The 17,342-nt window shown below is 33.7% G+C and carries 12 protein-coding genes; 8 read left to right on the forward strand and 4 right to left on the reverse strand.

What is annotated here, in order from left to right; genetic code table 11:
- The first annotated feature begins 13 nt into the window (after positions 1–13).
- The 6 genes from ACFELW_RS01005 (at position 14) to ACFELW_RS01030 (ending at position 7,594) form a co-directional block, all read left to right on the forward strand.
- The gene (locus ACFELW_RS01005) at positions 14–823 is read left to right on the forward strand and encodes a DsbA family protein (protein WP_375330160.1); all 810 of its coding nucleotides are present in this window, start codon (positions 14–16) and stop codon (positions 821–823) included.
- Between the two features lie 895 nt (positions 824–1,718).
- Positions 1,719–3,071, forward strand: coding sequence for a transcription termination factor Rho (gene rho / locus ACFELW_RS01010; RefSeq protein ID WP_375330161.1), 1,353 nt, complete (start codon positions 1,719–1,721; stop codon positions 3,069–3,071).
- Between the two features lie 20 nt (positions 3,072–3,091).
- The gene (gene mdh / locus ACFELW_RS01015; protein WP_375330162.1) at positions 3,092–4,036 is read left to right on the forward strand and encodes a malate dehydrogenase; all 945 of its coding nucleotides are present in this window, start codon (positions 3,092–3,094) and stop codon (positions 4,034–4,036) included.
- Between the two features lies 1 nt (position 4,037).
- Positions 4,038–4,790 (forward strand): YaaA family protein, encoded by a 753-nt coding sequence (locus ACFELW_RS01020; RefSeq protein ID WP_341759649.1) that lies wholly within the window; start codon positions 4,038–4,040, stop codon positions 4,788–4,790.
- 129 nt (positions 4,791–4,919) lie between these two features.
- Positions 4,920–5,843: a hypothetical protein gene (locus tag ACFELW_RS01025; protein ID WP_375330163.1), complete on the forward strand. Its 924-nt coding sequence runs from the start codon at positions 4,920–4,922 to the stop codon at positions 5,841–5,843.
- A 413-nt stretch (positions 5,844–6,256) separates the two neighbouring features.
- Positions 6,257–7,594, forward strand: a complete 1,338-nt coding sequence (locus ACFELW_RS01030) for an MFS transporter (protein ID WP_375330164.1) — start codon at positions 6,257–6,259, stop codon at positions 7,592–7,594.
- A gap of 188 nt (positions 7,595–7,782) precedes the next feature.
- On the opposite strand, the gene ppdK is transcribed toward ACFELW_RS01030, so the two are convergent.
- From ppdK to rpsU, 3 genes are all read right to left on the reverse strand, one after another.
- Entirely contained in the window at positions 7,783–10,452 is a 2,670-nt protein-coding gene (gene ppdK / locus ACFELW_RS01035) for a pyruvate, phosphate dikinase (RefSeq protein WP_375330165.1), read from the reverse strand.
- Positions 10,453–10,797: 345 nt separating this feature from the next.
- Entirely contained in the window at positions 10,798–11,970 is a 1,173-nt protein-coding gene (locus ACFELW_RS01040) for a hypothetical protein (RefSeq protein WP_375330166.1), read from the reverse strand.
- A gap of 325 nt (positions 11,971–12,295) precedes the next feature.
- Complete coding sequence (gene rpsU / locus ACFELW_RS01045; RefSeq protein WP_094649364.1) at positions 12,296–12,496, reverse strand: 30S ribosomal protein S21; 201 nt, start codon at positions 12,494–12,496, stop codon at positions 12,296–12,298.
- A 107-nt stretch (positions 12,497–12,603) separates the two neighbouring features.
- Here rpsU and ACFELW_RS01050 point away from each other — a divergent pair, with 107 nt between their 5' ends.
- Both ACFELW_RS01050 and ileS read left to right on the forward strand, forming a co-directional pair.
- Complete coding sequence (locus ACFELW_RS01050; protein ID WP_375330167.1) at positions 12,604–13,233, forward strand: COQ9 family protein; 630 nt, start codon at positions 12,604–12,606, stop codon at positions 13,231–13,233.
- A gap of 25 nt (positions 13,234–13,258) precedes the next feature.
- Positions 13,259–16,468 (forward strand): isoleucine--tRNA ligase, encoded by a 3,210-nt coding sequence (gene ileS, locus ACFELW_RS01055; RefSeq protein WP_375330168.1) that lies wholly within the window; start codon positions 13,259–13,261, stop codon positions 16,466–16,468.
- 472 nt (positions 16,469–16,940) lie between these two features.
- Here the strand turns inward: ileS and ACFELW_RS01065 are convergent, their stop codons facing one another.
- Positions 16,941–17,216 carry a hypothetical protein gene (locus ACFELW_RS01065; RefSeq protein WP_375330169.1) on the reverse strand — a complete coding sequence of 92 codons (276 nt, stop codon included), beginning with the start codon at positions 17,214–17,216 and terminating at the stop codon, positions 16,941–16,943.
- Between the last annotated feature and the right edge of the window lie 126 nt (positions 17,217–17,342).

Genomic DNA, 17,342 nt, shown 5'->3' on the forward strand with positions numbered 1-17,342 from the left:
ATAGAAAAGAATTATGCATAATGTTATTAGTAAAATATTATTGATTATCGTCGTTGTCCTAATAGCATTATTTGCTTATAAAACTATGAAAACTCCTAATGCTGTTTCTGCTACGGTTTCGATTAATGCTGCAGATCAGTACTCATTAGATAAAAAAGAAAACATAGAGAAAACTGAAAAAATTGTAAAAGAATATTTACTAAATAATCCTGAAATAATAATTCAGTCAATAGAAGGTCTTCAACGACGTAAAATGCAGGAAATGGAAATAAAAACTGGTGAATATATCAGAGATAATAAATCTGAAATAGAAAATTCTCCTACATCTCCAGTACTTGGTAATTCCAATGGGGATATAATCATTGCTGCTTTTTATGATTATAATTGTGGTTATTGTAAAAAAGGTAGTTATTTTATTAATCAGTTGATTAAATCAGATACGAGCGTTAAAGTCGTTTTGCAACTATATCCACTTCTTGGTGAGGCGTCTAATTATGCAGCAGCTATTGCTTTAGCTGTTTATAAGACCACTCCTGATAAGTTTCAGGATATTCATAACGGTTTAATGGAGCTAAAACCTATCACCAAAGAATCTGTAGAAAAATTGCTTCTCGCAAATGATTTAAATATTGAAGTAATCACAGAAGAAATTAATAAGGGGGAGATACACAAGCTTCTCGAGAAAAATGTTAAATTAGCAAAAGGTTTAAAAATACAGGGAGTTCCTGCCTATATTATTAATGGTAAATTAATTGCAGGAATGATGGATATGGAACAATTGCAAAGAATAATTGCCGATATAAAAAGCCAAAATAAATTATAATGGTATAGTGGTATGATAGTACCCTACATTTTTTTACTATTTTCTTATGATGAATAAAAAATCTGCTCACCAAGCGTCATTGCGAGGAGACCGTAAGGTCGACGAAGCAATCCAAAAATGACCAGGAATGGATTGCTTCTTGACCCACGCCTTCTCGTAATGACGTTTTTATGCTGTTTAATACTTATAGAATAAAAATTGTAGGGTACTGTTATACTCAAGTGATTTGAGTATGTTCAGCTATTGATTGTAACTTTTTAATTATTTTTGGATGGTTGTTTATGTAAATATGTTTGACAAATGTAAAATAATTTGATAAATACTTAATACTAGTATCAATTCCCAAAATTAAGTTAGTTACCCGAAAATATAAATGCTCTCTATGTTCTACTTAAGCCTAGAAGGTTGCCTGCGATAACTAATTAGTTATTTCCGACCGCCTCCTAGCTGGGTTGTTGGAATTTTGTGATACTAATTCCTCAAATTATTAGAGTAGCAGTCTAAACCTTAATCTTTCGTAGGTTTCATGATTTTCCCGGTTTTTAAGCAATAAACCTCTTTTCAAAATAGCCATGAGAGAGGAATTTTTAATAAAAAATTAATCGAAAAATCGTAACTAGTACTTAATAAATGTACACAATGATTCCCTCGATTGATTTTGACAACAAAATGACCTGAAATAATAATTTCTAGGAGGCTGTCTGCTATAACTAATTAATTATATTTTGAGCTATTTTTCGGCGATAATAAATATGATTTTTGGAGGAATAGTGTACCTATTTCAAGAAAATCATGCTTATTTGCAGCCAAAAAGAGCCAAATATAGAATTACTTTAGTTATTGCAGGTAGCCTTCTAGCACAGTCTAATCTTAACTAATCTAAAGAAAATAAAATATGACAAGAAATACAGTGACTGATAGTAAAGAACCATATGATAATCATTACAATAATAGTATCAAGTATGATAGTCCTAATAAAGATGGTATTGTTACCATCAATCTCAAACAATTAAAACGTAAATCACCTGAAGAGTTGCAAGTACAAGCAGAAAATCTTAACATTGAGAACTCTAGTGCTTTGCTAAAGCAAGAGCTAGTCTTTGCTATACTCAAGAAATCTGTTGAACAGGGTGATTTGATTTCAGGAGAAGGTGTACTGGAAATTCTACCTGATGGGTTTGGATTTCTTAGATCCCCAGAGGTAAATTACTCCGCCGGTCCTGATGATATTTACATTTCTCCAAGTCAGATTCGTCGCTTTGGACTACGTACAGGGGACACGGTAGAAGGGCAAATTAGGGCTCCAAAACCAGGAGAACGTTATTTTGCATTACTGAAAGTAAATAAAGTTAACTTTGAAGAGCCTTCTAAGGCATATCATAGAGTACATTTTGATAATTTGACTCCACTTTATCCTGAAAAAAAATTATCATTAGAACTAGAAGATAATAGTAAGGATTTTAGTACCAGAATAATTGAATTGGTGGCTCCTATGGGTAAAGGACAACGTGCATTGATTGTTGCTCCACCAAGAACTGGTAAAACTGTTCTATTGCAAAATATCGCCCATGCTATTACCACCAATAATCCAGAAGTATTTTTAATCGTTCTGTTAATCGACGAACGCCCAGAAGAAGTTACTGATATGCAGCGTTCAGTGCGTGGGGAAGTCGTTAGTTCAACTTTTGACGAACCGGCTATTAGGCACGTTCAGCTTGCAGAAATGGTTATTGAAAAAGCTAAGAGATTGGTAGAGCATAAAAGAGATGTGGTAATATTGGTTGACGCAATAACAAGACTTGCCAGAGCTTATAACACTGTTGTCCCATCTTCTGGTAAAGTTCTCACAGGGGGGGTTGATGCAAATGCATTACAACGACCAAAAAGATTCTTTGGAGCAGCAAGAAATATTGAGAATGGTGGTTCATTAACTATAATAGGAACTGCTTTAATTGATACTGGTTCGCGTATGGATGAGGTGATCTTTGAAGAATTTAAAGGTACTGGTAATTCTGAAATAGTTCTCGATCGCAAAATAGCTGATAAACGTATTTATCCTGCGATTGATATTACTAAATCTGGCACACGTAAAGAGGAGTTATTGGTTGATAAAGCCATTCTAACCAAAATGTGGGTTCTTCGTAGAATCATTAATCCAATGGGGACTATAGATGCAGCAGAGTTTTTAATTGATAAACTTAAAAATACTAAAACTAATACAGAATTCTTTGATTCAATGAATTCATAAAATACTTTTCAGGAGGAAGTATGAGTAAAAAAACAAAAATTGCTTTAATTGGTAGTGGCAATATCGGTGGAACACTTGCCCATTTGATAAGTCTAAGAGAACTTGGTGACGTAGTTATGTTTGATATATCTCAAGGCTTTTCGCAGGGTAAGACTTTAGATATAGCACAAGCTGGAGCTATTACAGGTTCAGATGTAATTAGTACAGGTACTAATGATTATAAAGACATAGCAGGTGCAGATGCAATAATTGTTACAGCTGGAGCACCACGTTTACCCGGAATGAGTCGTGATGATTTAATTAATGTTAATAGCGCTGTTATCAAAACTGTTGCAGAAAATATAAAACAATATGCACCGAACGCTTTTGTTATTGTTGTAACCAATCCACTTGATGCTATGGTTTATGTAATGTTAAAGGAAAGTGGATTACCTAGCAATAGGGTAGTCGGTATGGCCGGGGTACTTGACTCAGCCAGATTTAACCTTTTCTTAGCCCATGAATTTAATGTTTCTGTAGAAAATGTTAGTAGTTTTGTCCTTGGGGGGCATGGTGATTCAATGGTTCCTTTGATTAGATATTCGACAATTAATGGGATACCAGTGTTAGATTTAGTCGAAATGGGATGGTCAACGAAGGAACGTATTAATGAGATAATAGATCGTACCAAAAATGGTGGCGGAGAAATTGTTTCGCTACTTAAAACGGGTTCTGCCTATTACGCCCCGGCAACATCTGCTATCGAAATGTTAGAGAGTTATCTAAAAGATAAGCGCAAAATATTAACTTGTGCTGCTTATCTTCAAGGGGAATATGGAGTAAACAATATGTATGTCGGTGTACCGGTTATTATTGGTAAAAATGGTGTGGAAAAAATAGTAGAAATAAAATTAAACGATGAAGAGCAAGATTTATTTAACAAATCAGTAGATGGAGTTAGAAAGTTGCTTGAGTCAGTAAAATAGTATGCTCAGTATAATCTCACCAGCTAAAACTCAAGATTTTACTTCTCAAATAGTGGGGTTGCCATCGATGCAACCCCATTTTTTTACTAAAACACAAGCTCTTTTACAAATATGTAAAAATTTGTCACAAAATCAGATTAAGCAGTTAATGGGGGTTAGTGATAAACTGGCTGAGCTTAATTATCATAGATTTCAAGATTTCGATAACCAACCTCAGAAGCAAGCGATATTTGCCTATGATGGGGATGTTTACAATAACATTGATAGGAAGAATTTTACCGCGGAGCAGTGGGATTTCTTGCAAGGACACACGTTAATTATATCAGGTTTATACGGTGCACTAAGAGTTTTTGAAAAAATAAAACCTTATCGACTAGAAATGTCAACAAAATTGCCAAATTTTGAAAAATTATCAAATTTCTGGCAAGACGATATTACCAATTATATAAATCAAATATTAGCAACTCACCAAAATAAATATCTCATCAACCTAGCATCCAATGAATATTCCTGCGTCATTAATCAGAATGATCTTAAATACCCAATAATTAATATATATTTTAAAGAAAGAAGAAATAATAAATTGCAAATAATAGCAATAAATTCCAAAAAGGCTAGGGGCAGCATGTTTAATTTTATTGCAGAAAATCTTATAGACCTACCGGAAAAATTAAAACACTTTTCTAAACAAAATTATCAATATAGCGAAACCGAGTCTTCCAATAACGATTGGATATTTGTTAAAAATGCATAAGTTGCAACATTGTCATTACATTTAAATTTAAAGCTAATAACTTGTAATTATATCTGCTAATTATATTTAAACTTTTTGCTATTTTGATTATTATTTTATTAATGACTTATAAAATTAGTGGAATTATTTATGGAATTTAATCGTAACAAAGCAATTATTGGTTTTCTTAGAGCCAATGAGGAACAAAAATTTACTCCTATTCAAATAGCTGAATGGCTAGTAAAAACTTATCCTGAGGAAGTCAAAAAGAAAGCAGAAAGAAGTAAAAACGAAACACTGAATAATATAACTGATTCATCGGGAAAGGACAAAATGATGTTAGGAATTCTTAGTGGAGAAATGCATAAAAATTGGTTTAAAAGCATACAGAATCAGGAACCTAATATTAAAAAAGAAGACTATCCACTTAGATATTATTACACTAAAGAAACTGAGCAGGTAGAGAGAGAATATACTGAAAAAGAACCAAACATAAAAGAAAAAGAGATATACCCAAAGCTTTCAGACTTTCTTTTACAAGAGTTGGGTGTTCATAGCAAAATTATTAATGACAAATGTTCTTCAAACTATAAAGGTACTAACGGTAATAAATGGTTACATCCTGATCTAGTAGGAATGGAGGATCTTACTAAAGATTGGGCATTAGCAATCAAGGATTGTGTGCAACAATTTGCCGATAAAAAAGCTAAGCTTTGGTCTTTTGAGGTAAAGGTCGTAATTGATAGTGCTAATGTGCGACAATCTTTTTTTCAAGCCCTATCAAATTCCTCATGGGCTAATTATGGATATTTAGTAGCTTCTTCTTTAGTAGAAGGCAAGGGCGGAAGTACTTTACGGGAGCTAGAAATTCTTGCTGCTAGACATGGTATAGGATTTATTTTATTAAATATAAAAGATCAAGTTGAGAAAGGTCGAATACTAATCCCTGCAAAAGAAAGGTTAGAAATTGATTGGGATATGGCTAATAGATTAGTTAAAGAGAATAAGGGATTTGAATCTTTTATAGGAGAGGTTAGAGATTTTTGTATGACAGGGAAAACTAGACTCTCCTAATCGAAAAACAATAATTAGTACTTTGTGTGTTTTTAAACCTTAAGCCGAAGAGCTGTAATTATAGTGTCCTACAATTTTTATTCTATAAGTATACTCGAATGGTTTGGAGAATTGGTTCCTGCAAATACTTGCGGGGTCTTCATGTACTCGCATAGCTCATGTACACTGCCGTAGGTTCGCCCCTCATTTTCAAATCCAATTCTCCAAATCATTTGAGTATAAAACTCTCATGCTATATTAAGACCGTGATATTGTTACAACCAAAAATTTATTATTTTAACTTTTCTATACTATTTTTCATTGCTATCATTAGTCAAATCATCAACTATTATATAATAAGTATATTAAACAGCAAATAAAAGTAACATGGGAAATATACACTATAGGAAGTCAACAATAACATTAAGTCAGTTATGAGTGAACTTGTTCAAGAAAATACCAGGATTATTCCTGATCGGCAGACTAGCCTTACCAGAGAACAAAAAGAAGTTGTGGGGCTGCTTTCAATAGGAACATTTTTAGAATATTTTGATTTGATGCTTTATGTGCATTTAGCAGTATTATTAAACGAGTTGTTTTTCCCTAAATATGAGCCTTTTGCCGCATCTATGTTAACGGCTTTTGTATTTTGTTCTACTTTTATTTTTCGTCCAATTGGTGCATTAATTTTTGGCTATATTGGAGATAGAGCAGGGAGGAAAGCAACGGTTATTATTACTACCATTATGATGGCAATTTCATGTGTCATAATGGCAAATGTTCCAACTTATGCTCAAATTGGTATTACCGCTTCTATAATAATTACGGTCTGTCGTATACTACAAGGTATGTCATCAGTAGGCGAAATAGTAGGAGCAGAACTTTATTTAACAGAAACTATAAAACCTCCTATACAATATCCAACAGTAGCTTTTGTTGCCGTTGCTTCTGTTATCGGAACAACAGCTGCACTCGGAATCGCTTCTCTCGTTACATCATATGGCTTGAATTGGCGTCTTGCTTTTTGGATAGGAGCAATAATTGCTTTAGTTGGTGGGGTTTCCAGAACGACTCTCAGAGAAACACCTGATTTTGTTGATGCAAAACTTAGACTAAAAAAGAAATGTGAGAAAGCTAATATTGATATCAAGGAACTTGCTAATGCTCCCATTGTTAATAAAAAAGTTAATAAAAAATTAGTGTTATACTTATTTATAGTAAATTGCGTTTGGCCAGTATGTTTTTATTTCGCTTATGTACATTGTGGTAGTCTTCTAAAAAGTTCTTTTGGTTATAGTGCAGAACAAGTAATACATCAAAATTTTATTGTCTCAATAATACAGTTAGTTGGTATGTCATTTATAAGCTATTTAAGTTACAGGATATATCCACTGAAAATTTTAAAAGTGAAGTTAGTGATATTCTCTATTTTTATTGTATGTTCTCCTTATATTTTAAATAACATAACTGAACCATTTTTTCTATTCTTACTTCAAGCCTTTCTTGTGCTATTTGATTTTGGTCGCGTACCAGCTGTTCCAATATTTTTCAAATATTTCCCAGTTTTTAAACGTTATACTTATAATAGTATGATATATGCTGTATCACGGGCTTTGATGTATGTTATTACTTCTTTTGGAATTTTATTTTTAACAAAATATTTTGGTCATTGGGGGTTGTTAATTATTATGATTCCAATAAGTGTAGGATTTGCTTTTGGTTTACGTCATTTTCAAAAATTAGAGAAGGAAGCTGGTATTTATGTTGAATAATTGTTGTAGGTTCTAACGGAGATTCAGTACCTAACAAATGTTTGTAACATAAATTAGTTAATGTATTTTCTAGCTGTTTTGTTCCACAATACATACTAATGCTTATAAAATTTTTACAAGTCTCTTCTACAATTTTCTTAATCTTCTCAGGCGATTTTATACCAATAGTTTGCATATTAGCTATATATTCATGATTGATAACCATCAGCTTTTATTGTTGCCTGAGCTGCGGCAATCCTTGCTATAGGGATGCGGTATGGTGAACATGATACATAATGCAAACCAACTCTATGAAAGAACTCTATAGAATGAGGATTACCAGCATGCTCTCCGCATACGCCAAGTTTTAATGTAGGGTTGCTCTTTAAACCACGTTTTATAGCAATTTTTATTAACTCCCCTACCCCTTCCTCATCTAATTTACTAAAAGGATCAAATGCAAAGATTTTTTTCTCCAAATAATCTGGGAAAAATGAGGCTACATCATCTCGAGAAATACCGTAAGTTGTTTGGGTCAAATCATTAGTACCAAAACTAAAATAATCTAGCTCTTCAGCAATCTCTCCAGCTTTTAAAGCTGCTCTTGGTAGCTCAATCATCGTACCAAGAGTAAAATCAAACTTGCATTTGTTAATATCTTCCATGTTAGTAATAACATCTTGTATGTGTATTTTTAAGATTTTCAGTTCATTAACATCACTAATTAAAGGAATCATTAACTCCAGAATAGTATTGATATTTTCTTCAACTTGTAACTCTCTGATAGCAGTAAAAATTGCCCTTATTTGCATTTGATAAATCTCAGGATAAGAAATACCGAGGCGACATCCTCTATGTCCAAGCATAGGGTTTACTTCATATAATGCATGCAAACGTTGCTCCACAACAGCTAACGGTAGATTCATCACCTTTGCTAAGTTTCTTTTATCATCCTCTGTTGTTGGTAAAAATTCATGTAGAGGCGGGTCAAGCAATCTGATATTTATCGGTTTACCCTGTATAATTTTAAATAATGCCTTAAAATCTTGAATTTGTAAGGGCAATAATTTACTAATCGCATGTTTCCTTCTCTCTAGATCAGGAGCAATGATCATTTCTCGTACTAATGGTATTTTATCATGGTCAAAAAACATATGTTCTGTTCTGCATAAGCCAATTCCGCTTGCCCCAAATTTTAGGGAAACCCCTGCATCTAAAATAGTTTCGGCATTGGCTCTAACTTTTAAAGTAGCAAATTCATCTGCCCAATCTAGAATTGTTTGAAATTCCTTAGTAAAAGTAGGCTGAGTCAATGGCACCTCCCCTAAGAAAATTTTCCCAGTTCCGCCATCTATAGTTATTAAGTCACCATAGTTGATGATAGTATTACCTATTTTAAATATCTGTTTTTTCTCATCTATTACCAAATCATTTGCCCCGCAAACACATGGTTTTCCTAACCCTCTAGCAACTACCGCAGCATGAGAGGTCATCCCACCTCTGGCTGTTAGAATACCGGCTGAAACATACATACCGTTTATATCTTCAGGGCTAGTATCATGACGTACCAAAATCACTTTATGGTGATGCGACATTTTCTCAGCATCATAAGGAGAAAAAACTACTATACCAGTAGCAGCCCCTGGAGAAGCTGGTAGCCCTTTAGAGATATGGTCTAGAGTATTGCTATAATCAATAGCCGTATGTAAAAGCTGCGTTAACGATTCCGACTCTATACGCATTATTGCTTGTTGTTTAGAAATCAGCCCTTCTTGCACCATATCCGTAGCAATTTTAATGCTGGCTAAAGCTGTTCTTTTGGCAGTACGTGTTTGCAAAATATACAAAACTCCGTTTTGTACGGTGAATTCAATATCTTGTACGTCCAAGTAACGTAACTCTAACTTCTTACAAATCTCTTGTAATTGTTCAAATATTTGTGGCATAACTATTTGCATTGAACAATCTACATCATGCTCGTTGGTAATAGGGCTTGGGGTTCTTGTCCCTGATACCACATCCTCACCTTGAGCATTTATTAAATATTCACCAAAAAGCTTATTTTCACCGGTTGCAGGACAACGCGAGAATACTACGCCTGTAGCAGAATTACTTCCTTGATTACCAAAAACCATTGACTGGACATTAATCGCCGTACCCCAGTTATTGGGTATATTATGTAACTTTCTATAAGTTACCGCCCTATCCCCTGCCCAGGATTTTAATACGGCTTTTATTGATTGTTCTAATTGTTTATATGGGTCAAAAAGTGATTCTTTACCATGATATTCTTCCCCATGATTAAAAATTATTTTTTTAAACTCTTCAACTATTATTCTTAAAAAATCTCCTGTAATTTCTTTATCTTGATAGATATTACATTTAACCTTATGAATCTCAAATGCATTTTTAAATAAACCATTTGAAATTGATAGCACCATTGATCCATACATTTCTAAGAATCGTCGATAGCTATCAAGAGCAAAAATCTCATTTCCAGTAATATTTGATAGTGCATCGCAAACTTGATCATTATACCCAAGATTAAGTATAGTATCCATCATACCAGGCATCGAAGCTCTTGAACCTGAGCGAACGGATAATAATAATGGATTATTATGATCACCAAAAACCTTGCCAGTAGAGTTTTCTAAATTTTTAATAGCTATCACTAAATCATTATTAAAATTCTCAGGCAAACTGTAATTATTTTTATAGAAATAATTACAGAGTTCTGTAGTAATAGTAAAACCATCAGGAATAGGTAAACTTAAGTTAGACATCTCGGCAAGACCAGCTCCTTTACTGCCAAGTACGTCTTTCATTTGGGCATTACCATCCCCACCTTTAGTACCAAAATAATATATCCATTTGTTCATAAATACCAAAACAATTTACTTTTTATGTCACCCCTGCCCAACTTTGTGTTACCCCTGCGTAAGCAGGTATCCAGATTCCCGCCTACGCGGGAATGACAAAGGGGACAGTGTCACCCCACAACTGTTGCAAGTTAGAAGAGGAAGCGGTTTTAGACCGGATAGTTTAAAGTCGTATGTGATCAACGTCATTGCAATAAGGTGTAGTCAACGAATCAATCGACAAGTTAGTATAGACTTAGATTGCCGCATCACTGCAAAGCGACTCCTCGCTAATAGACGCTTGGCGAACAGATTCTTATTCATCATTTTCAAATCCCATTCTTTAAATCATTTGAGCAGACAGGTCTATTTAATAACCTTTGGGATAGCAACTGTACGAGTATGCCATAAAGTATATATACCCTTAGCTATATTCTCGCTAGCAGAATAATACTTAGCTCGTGTATTATTAGGTAAATGAAGATGCATATTCTCATCAATAATTGATACTCTTCCTTCATTAAACTCGTTTTTTATGTGTCTTTTATGGGTTTCATTCATTGTAGAGTTATAATACACTGTAACAGTTTTAGCAGGTAACATATCTACGGTTTCTGAGACCATAGAAGTAGACAAGCTATGCTTGTTGTATAAAACAGCTCCAAGAATAGCCTTATACATACTTGGTTGCCCTTTCTTGAAGTCAAATAATTTAAATGGCACACGATTTTTCTGTAGAATTTCTTGGAAACTTGACGTTACCACATCCATTATACTATCTTTTTCATGTACACTAAGTTCTTTATTATGTTGACAATCATATTTTCCTGTACGTGGTCCATTAGATACTAATACAAAATAATTGTTTTTTAGTGCAAGATTACTAACATATTCAGCTAACTTCTTTGCTTCTTTACCTGTATAGCAATGATATGTACCATTTTCCGGTACATCCCCTGCTAAAATCACTGCTAAAAATTTATCAGAGGGCTTATCGAAGGAAGAGAACATAGATTTAAATGCAGCATATTCTGATTCAATATCAGATAGTTGCATATTGTGTGCTACCCCATTAGTAGTAAGAAGTATAGTGTTCACACCAGTAAGCTTAGTATTTTGCTTGTCTAATGCATGGCTAGGTAAGGCTATTATGTCTGCACCAAAGAAATCATCACGTTTTTCTTGGACAAGTTGCTTGTGTGATAAAGTACCATTATCTAATAGTTGGTGAGAAAGATGTACTGCGATAATCTTCTTTGCCAGTTCAGGATATGACTTTAATTTAGTTATTAATTCTATGCCGTAATAACCAACTGAAACTATAATGGTAAGATTTTTGTTATTGCTAATTTGATCCTTAACGGTTTCTAATTGCGATTTATCGTACTCCTCAACATTTAGGGTAATAGACCTACTTTTAAAGTACTTCTCACTTTCTCTTGCTACTCCTAGTAATTGACTACGATCCCCAACAAAAGCTTTATCACTTATGATATACAAATTAGCTTTCTTTGTTTCAGCTGCGTGGGTGTGGAGCATAAAAGATGATATTATTAAACCTATAAAAAAAATGTAGCAAGAATATGTTCTAATAATCATAATATCTCAAATATTAACCTTAGATTTGCTTATAAGAAAGAAAAATGTCATTCATGCTTCAGTACGGGATATAGATTCCACACTGAAGCATATAAGCTTCATTGCAAGGAGACCAGACCTTAGGTCGACGAAGCAATCCAGATTTATCTAATGTTTGGATTGCCACGACCACTTTGTGGTCTTGCAATGACGTGACGTTGAGAGATAAAAACAGTCATTGCGAGGAGGCGTAGCTAACGAAGCAACCCAAGAACATTAAGCTCGCTTAACCTTCCATCATTTGTTTACGAGCAACTTTTCTCTTCCTTCTTTCTGTTTCTTGATCCTTACGGACACGCTTTACTGAAGGAGGTTCATAGAAACGAGACATTTTCATTGAACGAAAAACAAGCTCTCTTTGCATTTTTCTTTTCAAATTTTTAATTGCTTGCTCACCATTCCCAGCATGAACATTTACTAGTATCACTTTTAATTACCCCCTTTTCGTGCAAATTAGATTGTTGAATGATATGAACATTATCTATATACTAAATGTATATGTCAAGATATATGTCAATATTAAAAGATGCATTTATGACTATTGAAGAGAAATATCATAGTTTAAAAGTACAATTTGTACAGACTTTAGCAAAACTGCTAGTTTTTAACGAGTGGAATGATAAATTATTAGCAGATACGGAAACAGAATGTGGTTTTGTTAAAGGATATTGCCATATAATTTTTCCTGAGGGGATAAGGGAAATAGTTGATTTTTTTGAAAGCTGGCAAGACCAGAAAATGCTGGAGTTATTATCTCAGCAGGAAACTCCGATTAAAATAAGGGATAGAATTGATTTAGCCTTAAAAATCAGAATAAAAGATGGTATAGCTAAACTTGTACATTTGAGGAATCGTAGTTATTTTGCCGTACCATCAAACAGCATATTTGCAACAAAAACAGCCTTTCGTACTTGTGACTTAATTTGGCGTTATGCAGGCGATAAGTCTATAGATTATAATTATTATACTAAGAGAGGTCTGTTACTCAGTGTTTATATAACTTCAATACTCTATTACATTCAAGATGAGTCAGAAGATAATATAGATACTGATAAATATATTACTAAATCTTTATCCAATATCATAACTATATCCTCTAAATGTAAGAATATGTTAAAGTTACCAAACCCTGTCGATATACCAATTATTCGACTATTTTTATAATATACTTTCTGTAATCGAGACTATAATGACTAAAAAACACTACCCAGATATTCAATCTAATGTTGATTTTCCAACAATTGAGAGAAAGATTTTAGCTTATTGGCAAAAGCATAATATTTTTCAAAAAACTATAGATGCTAGACCATCAGTAAAAAATGATAAGAATAACGAATTTATATTTTATGATGGTCCCCCTTTTGCCAATGGACTCCCACATTATGGACATTTGCTAACTGGGTTCATCAAGGATGTTTATGCACGTTATCAAACCAGTAGAGGCAAAAGAGTTGAGCGACGCTTTGGTTGGGATTGTCATGGACTACCTGCCGAGATGCAAGCAGAAAAGGAGTTGGGTATTTCTGGTAGAACTGCCATTATCAATTTTGGTATTGATAAATTTAACGAGCATTGTCAATCATCGGTGATGAAATATGCTGATCAGTGGCAGAAATATGTTAATAGGCAAGCAAGATGGGTGGATTTTGACAATTCCTATAAAACTATGGATAAAGCCTTTATGGAATCTGTTTTGTGGGCTTTTAAAGAGTTATATAATAAAGGGCTTCTTTATGAATCAATGAGGGTAATGCCTTATTCTTGGGCATGTGAAACGCCTTTATCCAATTTTGAAACTAGGCTAGACAACTCATATAGAGAGAGAACTGATAAGGCGGTTACGGTAAGTTTTGTACTTAATGAGAAATTGCCAGGTTCTGTGCAGTATAATGAGTATAGAATGCTGGCATGGACTACGACGCCATGGACTTTGCCGGCTAATTTGGCATTAGCCATTGGAGCAAATATTGAATATGCTTTAGTGCCAAATGGTCAGGTTTGTTATATTTTGGCAAAATTTGCTTTAGAAAAATATTACAAAGAATTAGGGCTTAGTGCTGACACAAATTATGATATAATTGAAGGTAAGTGCTTATTAAACATGAATCTTACTTACCAACCATTATTCGATTATTTTTCCAATCATCCAGGTAGTTTCAAAGTACTTTCTGGAGATTTTGTCGTCGAAGGAGACGGTACCGGTATCGTACATATGGCTCCCGGTTTTGGTGAGGAAGATCAAATTCTTTGTCAATCGCAAGGAATAGAACTCGTTTGTCCTGTAGATAATGCTGGGAAATTTACCAAAGAAATTTATGATTTTGTCGGTTTGCAAATATTTGATGCTAATGATCAAATTATTATTAAACTAAAAAATCAGGGAAATTGGTTTAAAACTGAGCAATATATTCATAATTATCCGCATTGCTGGCGTACTGATACCCCTCTTATATACAAAGCAGTTCCTTCTTGGTATGTGAAAGTTACCGAATTTAAAGACAGAATGGTTGAATTAAATCAGCAAATTAACTGGATACCCTTGCATATTAGGGATAATCTATTTGGAAAATGGTTAGAAAATTCTAGAGATTGGTCAATTAGCCGTAATAGATTTTGGGGGACGCCTCTCCCAGTCTGGAAGTCGGATGATCCGGCTTATCCTAGAATTGATGTGTATGGTTCAATAGAAGAGCTAGAGAAAGATTTTGGGGTAACAATCGTTGATTTGCATCGACCTTTTATTGATCAGCTAACTAGAAAAAATCCAGACGATCCAACCGGTAAGTCAATGATGCGTCGAATAGAAGATGTATTTGATTGTTGGTTTGAAAGCGGCTCTATGCCTTATGGACAAGTACATTATCCATTTGAAAATAAAGATTGGTTTGAAAAGCATTTTCCTGCTGATTTTATAGTGGAATATTCAGCACAAACACGTGGTTGGTTCTATACTTTAATGGTATTGTCAACTGCCTTATTTGACCAACCACCTTTTTTAAATTGTATTTGCCATGGAGTTATATTAGATAGTACCGGACAAAAATTATCAAAGCGTCTTAATAATTATGCTGATCCATTAGAATTATTTGATAAATATGGTTCTGATGCTCTAAGAGTCACTATGCTTTCTACAAACATAGTTAAAGGTCAGGAATTATTGATCGATAAAGACGGAAAAATGGTTTTTGAGAGCTTACGTTTATTTATTAAGCCTATTTGGAATGCCTACCATTTCTTTACTATGTATGCTAATGCTGACCAAATCAAAGCTGAACTAGACTTTAATTCTCAAAATGTGCTAGATCGTTATATTTTATCAAAACTAAAAATATCAGTACAAAAAATTCAGCATGGGTTAGATAATTTTGACAGTCAAATAGCCTATAGTAACATTGCCGATTTTTTTGAAGTATTAAATAATTGGTATATTAGAAGAAGTAGAAATCGTTTTTGGAAAAGTGAGAAAGATCAAGATAAGAAAAATGCTTATAATACCTTATATAGTTGTATTAAAATAATGTCGTCTGCTCAATCTAGTTTATTGCCATTAATTTCTGAGGAGATTTATTTGGGACTCACCGGGATAGAACCGAAAGGTGAGAGTAGACTTCCTGCAAAAGAGTTTTATGGGAAGTCTAGTGTTCATTTGACAGATTTTCCTACACTAGATAAGATAGAAGTGGATGATGATTTGGTTAGCACCATGGATCAAATATTAGATATTTGTAGTAATGCTTTATTCATTAGAAGTAGTGAGAATATTCGGACTAGACAACCATTGAGCAGCTTAACAATCATTAGCAGCAATAATGAGCTATTAATAAAATTTGAAGAATTGATTAAAGATGAAATCAATGTTAAAAAGGTAATTTATAAAGATGATGTAGAAAATTATGCCGATCATAAATTATCGATTAACTTTCCTAATTTAGGTAAGCGTCTACCTCATAAGGTCAAAGATATCATAGTAGCTTCTAAAAAGAATCAGTGGCAACTTACTCCTGAGCATCTAATAATAGCCGGAGAGAAGCTGAATAATGATGAATTCTCTCTAGCCTTACAACCTAAAAATGCTAAAGGTACAAAATCTTTAGCTAATAATCAGGGGCTAATATTGCTAGATTTGGAAATAACACAGGAATTATACGAAGAAGGTATAGCGAGAGATTTAATACGCTTTATTCAACAAGCGAGAAAAGATGCCAATTTTGCTATAAATGACAGAATTTTCCTAGAGATTATTGGTAAGCCAGATTTTATGCTAATAGTCCAGCAACATAGTAAATTCATTCTCGAACAAACCTTAAGTGAATTTGCTAGCAATTTTACGCCAGACTATATGACCGATATTGAATTAGATTCAAATACGATAAGCATAAGAGTGTCTAAGCAGTTTTAGATTGCTTTTCTGTTATAGTCAACTGACATTTTTACAGTAGTTTTGTCTGACAAATGTGCTAATAATTTTACCCCGCAACTGTCGAAAGTTAGAAGAGGATTTAGGTTCTAGGTAAGACACTTTAAAAGTATAGTCAATTGATGAAAAGTTGGTGACGTCGTCACTCGTCGCTCGCCTATTACTTATAGGCGTCGCTCCATCGTTCTTAGTGCCAAATTCCCCTGAATTGACTATGGTATATGGTCAACATCATTGCGAGTAAGACCGTAGGTAGACTAGGTAATCCACAAAAGTAACCAAAAATCTCTTCGTCGACTCACGTCTCCTCACAATGACACCGGTTATTTTTTGCAACTTTTAAACTGCCATGATGACCTTTAAAACCTTTTCCTTTTCTAACTTTCAACAGTTGTGGAGGCTTATCCCCGACAGTCTCCTAGCCTTAACGAATTGATAAGGGCGGAGATTAAGATTATAAACCAATATCAACTTTTATAGTTTCTATTTTTTCAAGTTCTCTTTTTATATTAGTCTTTATTTCTTCGATTTTACGATATTTTTTTGCTATCTCCTGTTGTTTTGGTAAATCAAATTCACCTGTCGTAGTAATTGGAATTTTGACTTCAATATTTCTTGTTCTTTCTATGGTTGGCTTATATTCCCAATTAAAGTTATTTTTATCTAATGCTTTTTGTAATTCAAACGATAGATATAAACAATCAAGATTATCACATTTTGGAATATACAATCTTGCATCTCCATTTATGGGTTAAATTACAGAAACGGGGCAAAAGCGAACTGAAAGCATAAATTTTGCTCAAAACATCTTCTTTCTATAAAAATATCGCATCATAAACCATAACAAGTCATCTGT

Origin of the sequence: Candidatus Tisiphia endosymbiont of Nemotelus uliginosus, from assembly GCF_964264755.1 — a bacterium.
Classification (GTDB): domain Bacteria; phylum Pseudomonadota; class Alphaproteobacteria; order Rickettsiales; family Rickettsiaceae; genus Tisiphia.

Coding starts and splice junctions, on each gene's coding strand:
- ACFELW_RS01025 (WP_375330163.1), top strand. CDS start 4,920: ATGGAATTTAATCGTAACAAAGCAATTATTGGTTTTCTTAGAGCCAAT.
- ppdK (WP_375330165.1), bottom strand. CDS start 10,452: ATGAACAAATGGATATATTATTTTGGTACTAAAGGTGGGGATGGTAAT.
- ACFELW_RS01040 (WP_375330166.1), bottom strand. CDS start 11,970: ATGCTCCACACCCACGCAGCTGAAACAAAGAAAGCTAATTTGTATATC.
- rho (WP_375330161.1), top strand. CDS start 1,719: ATGACAAGAAATACAGTGACTGATAGTAAAGAACCATATGATAATCAT.
- ileS (WP_375330168.1), top strand. CDS start 13,259: ATGACTAAAAAACACTACCCAGATATTCAATCTAATGTTGATTTTCCA.
- mdh (WP_375330162.1), top strand. CDS start 3,092: ATGAGTAAAAAAACAAAAATTGCTTTAATTGGTAGTGGCAATATCGGT.
- ACFELW_RS01005 (WP_375330160.1), top strand. CDS start 14: ATGCATAATGTTATTAGTAAAATATTATTGATTATCGTCGTTGTCCTA.
- ACFELW_RS01050 (WP_375330167.1), top strand. CDS start 12,604: ATGACTATTGAAGAGAAATATCATAGTTTAAAAGTACAATTTGTACAG.
- ACFELW_RS01020 (WP_341759649.1), top strand. CDS start 4,038: ATGCTCAGTATAATCTCACCAGCTAAAACTCAAGATTTTACTTCTCAA.
- ACFELW_RS01030 (WP_375330164.1), top strand. CDS start 6,257: ATGAGTGAACTTGTTCAAGAAAATACCAGGATTATTCCTGATCGGCAG.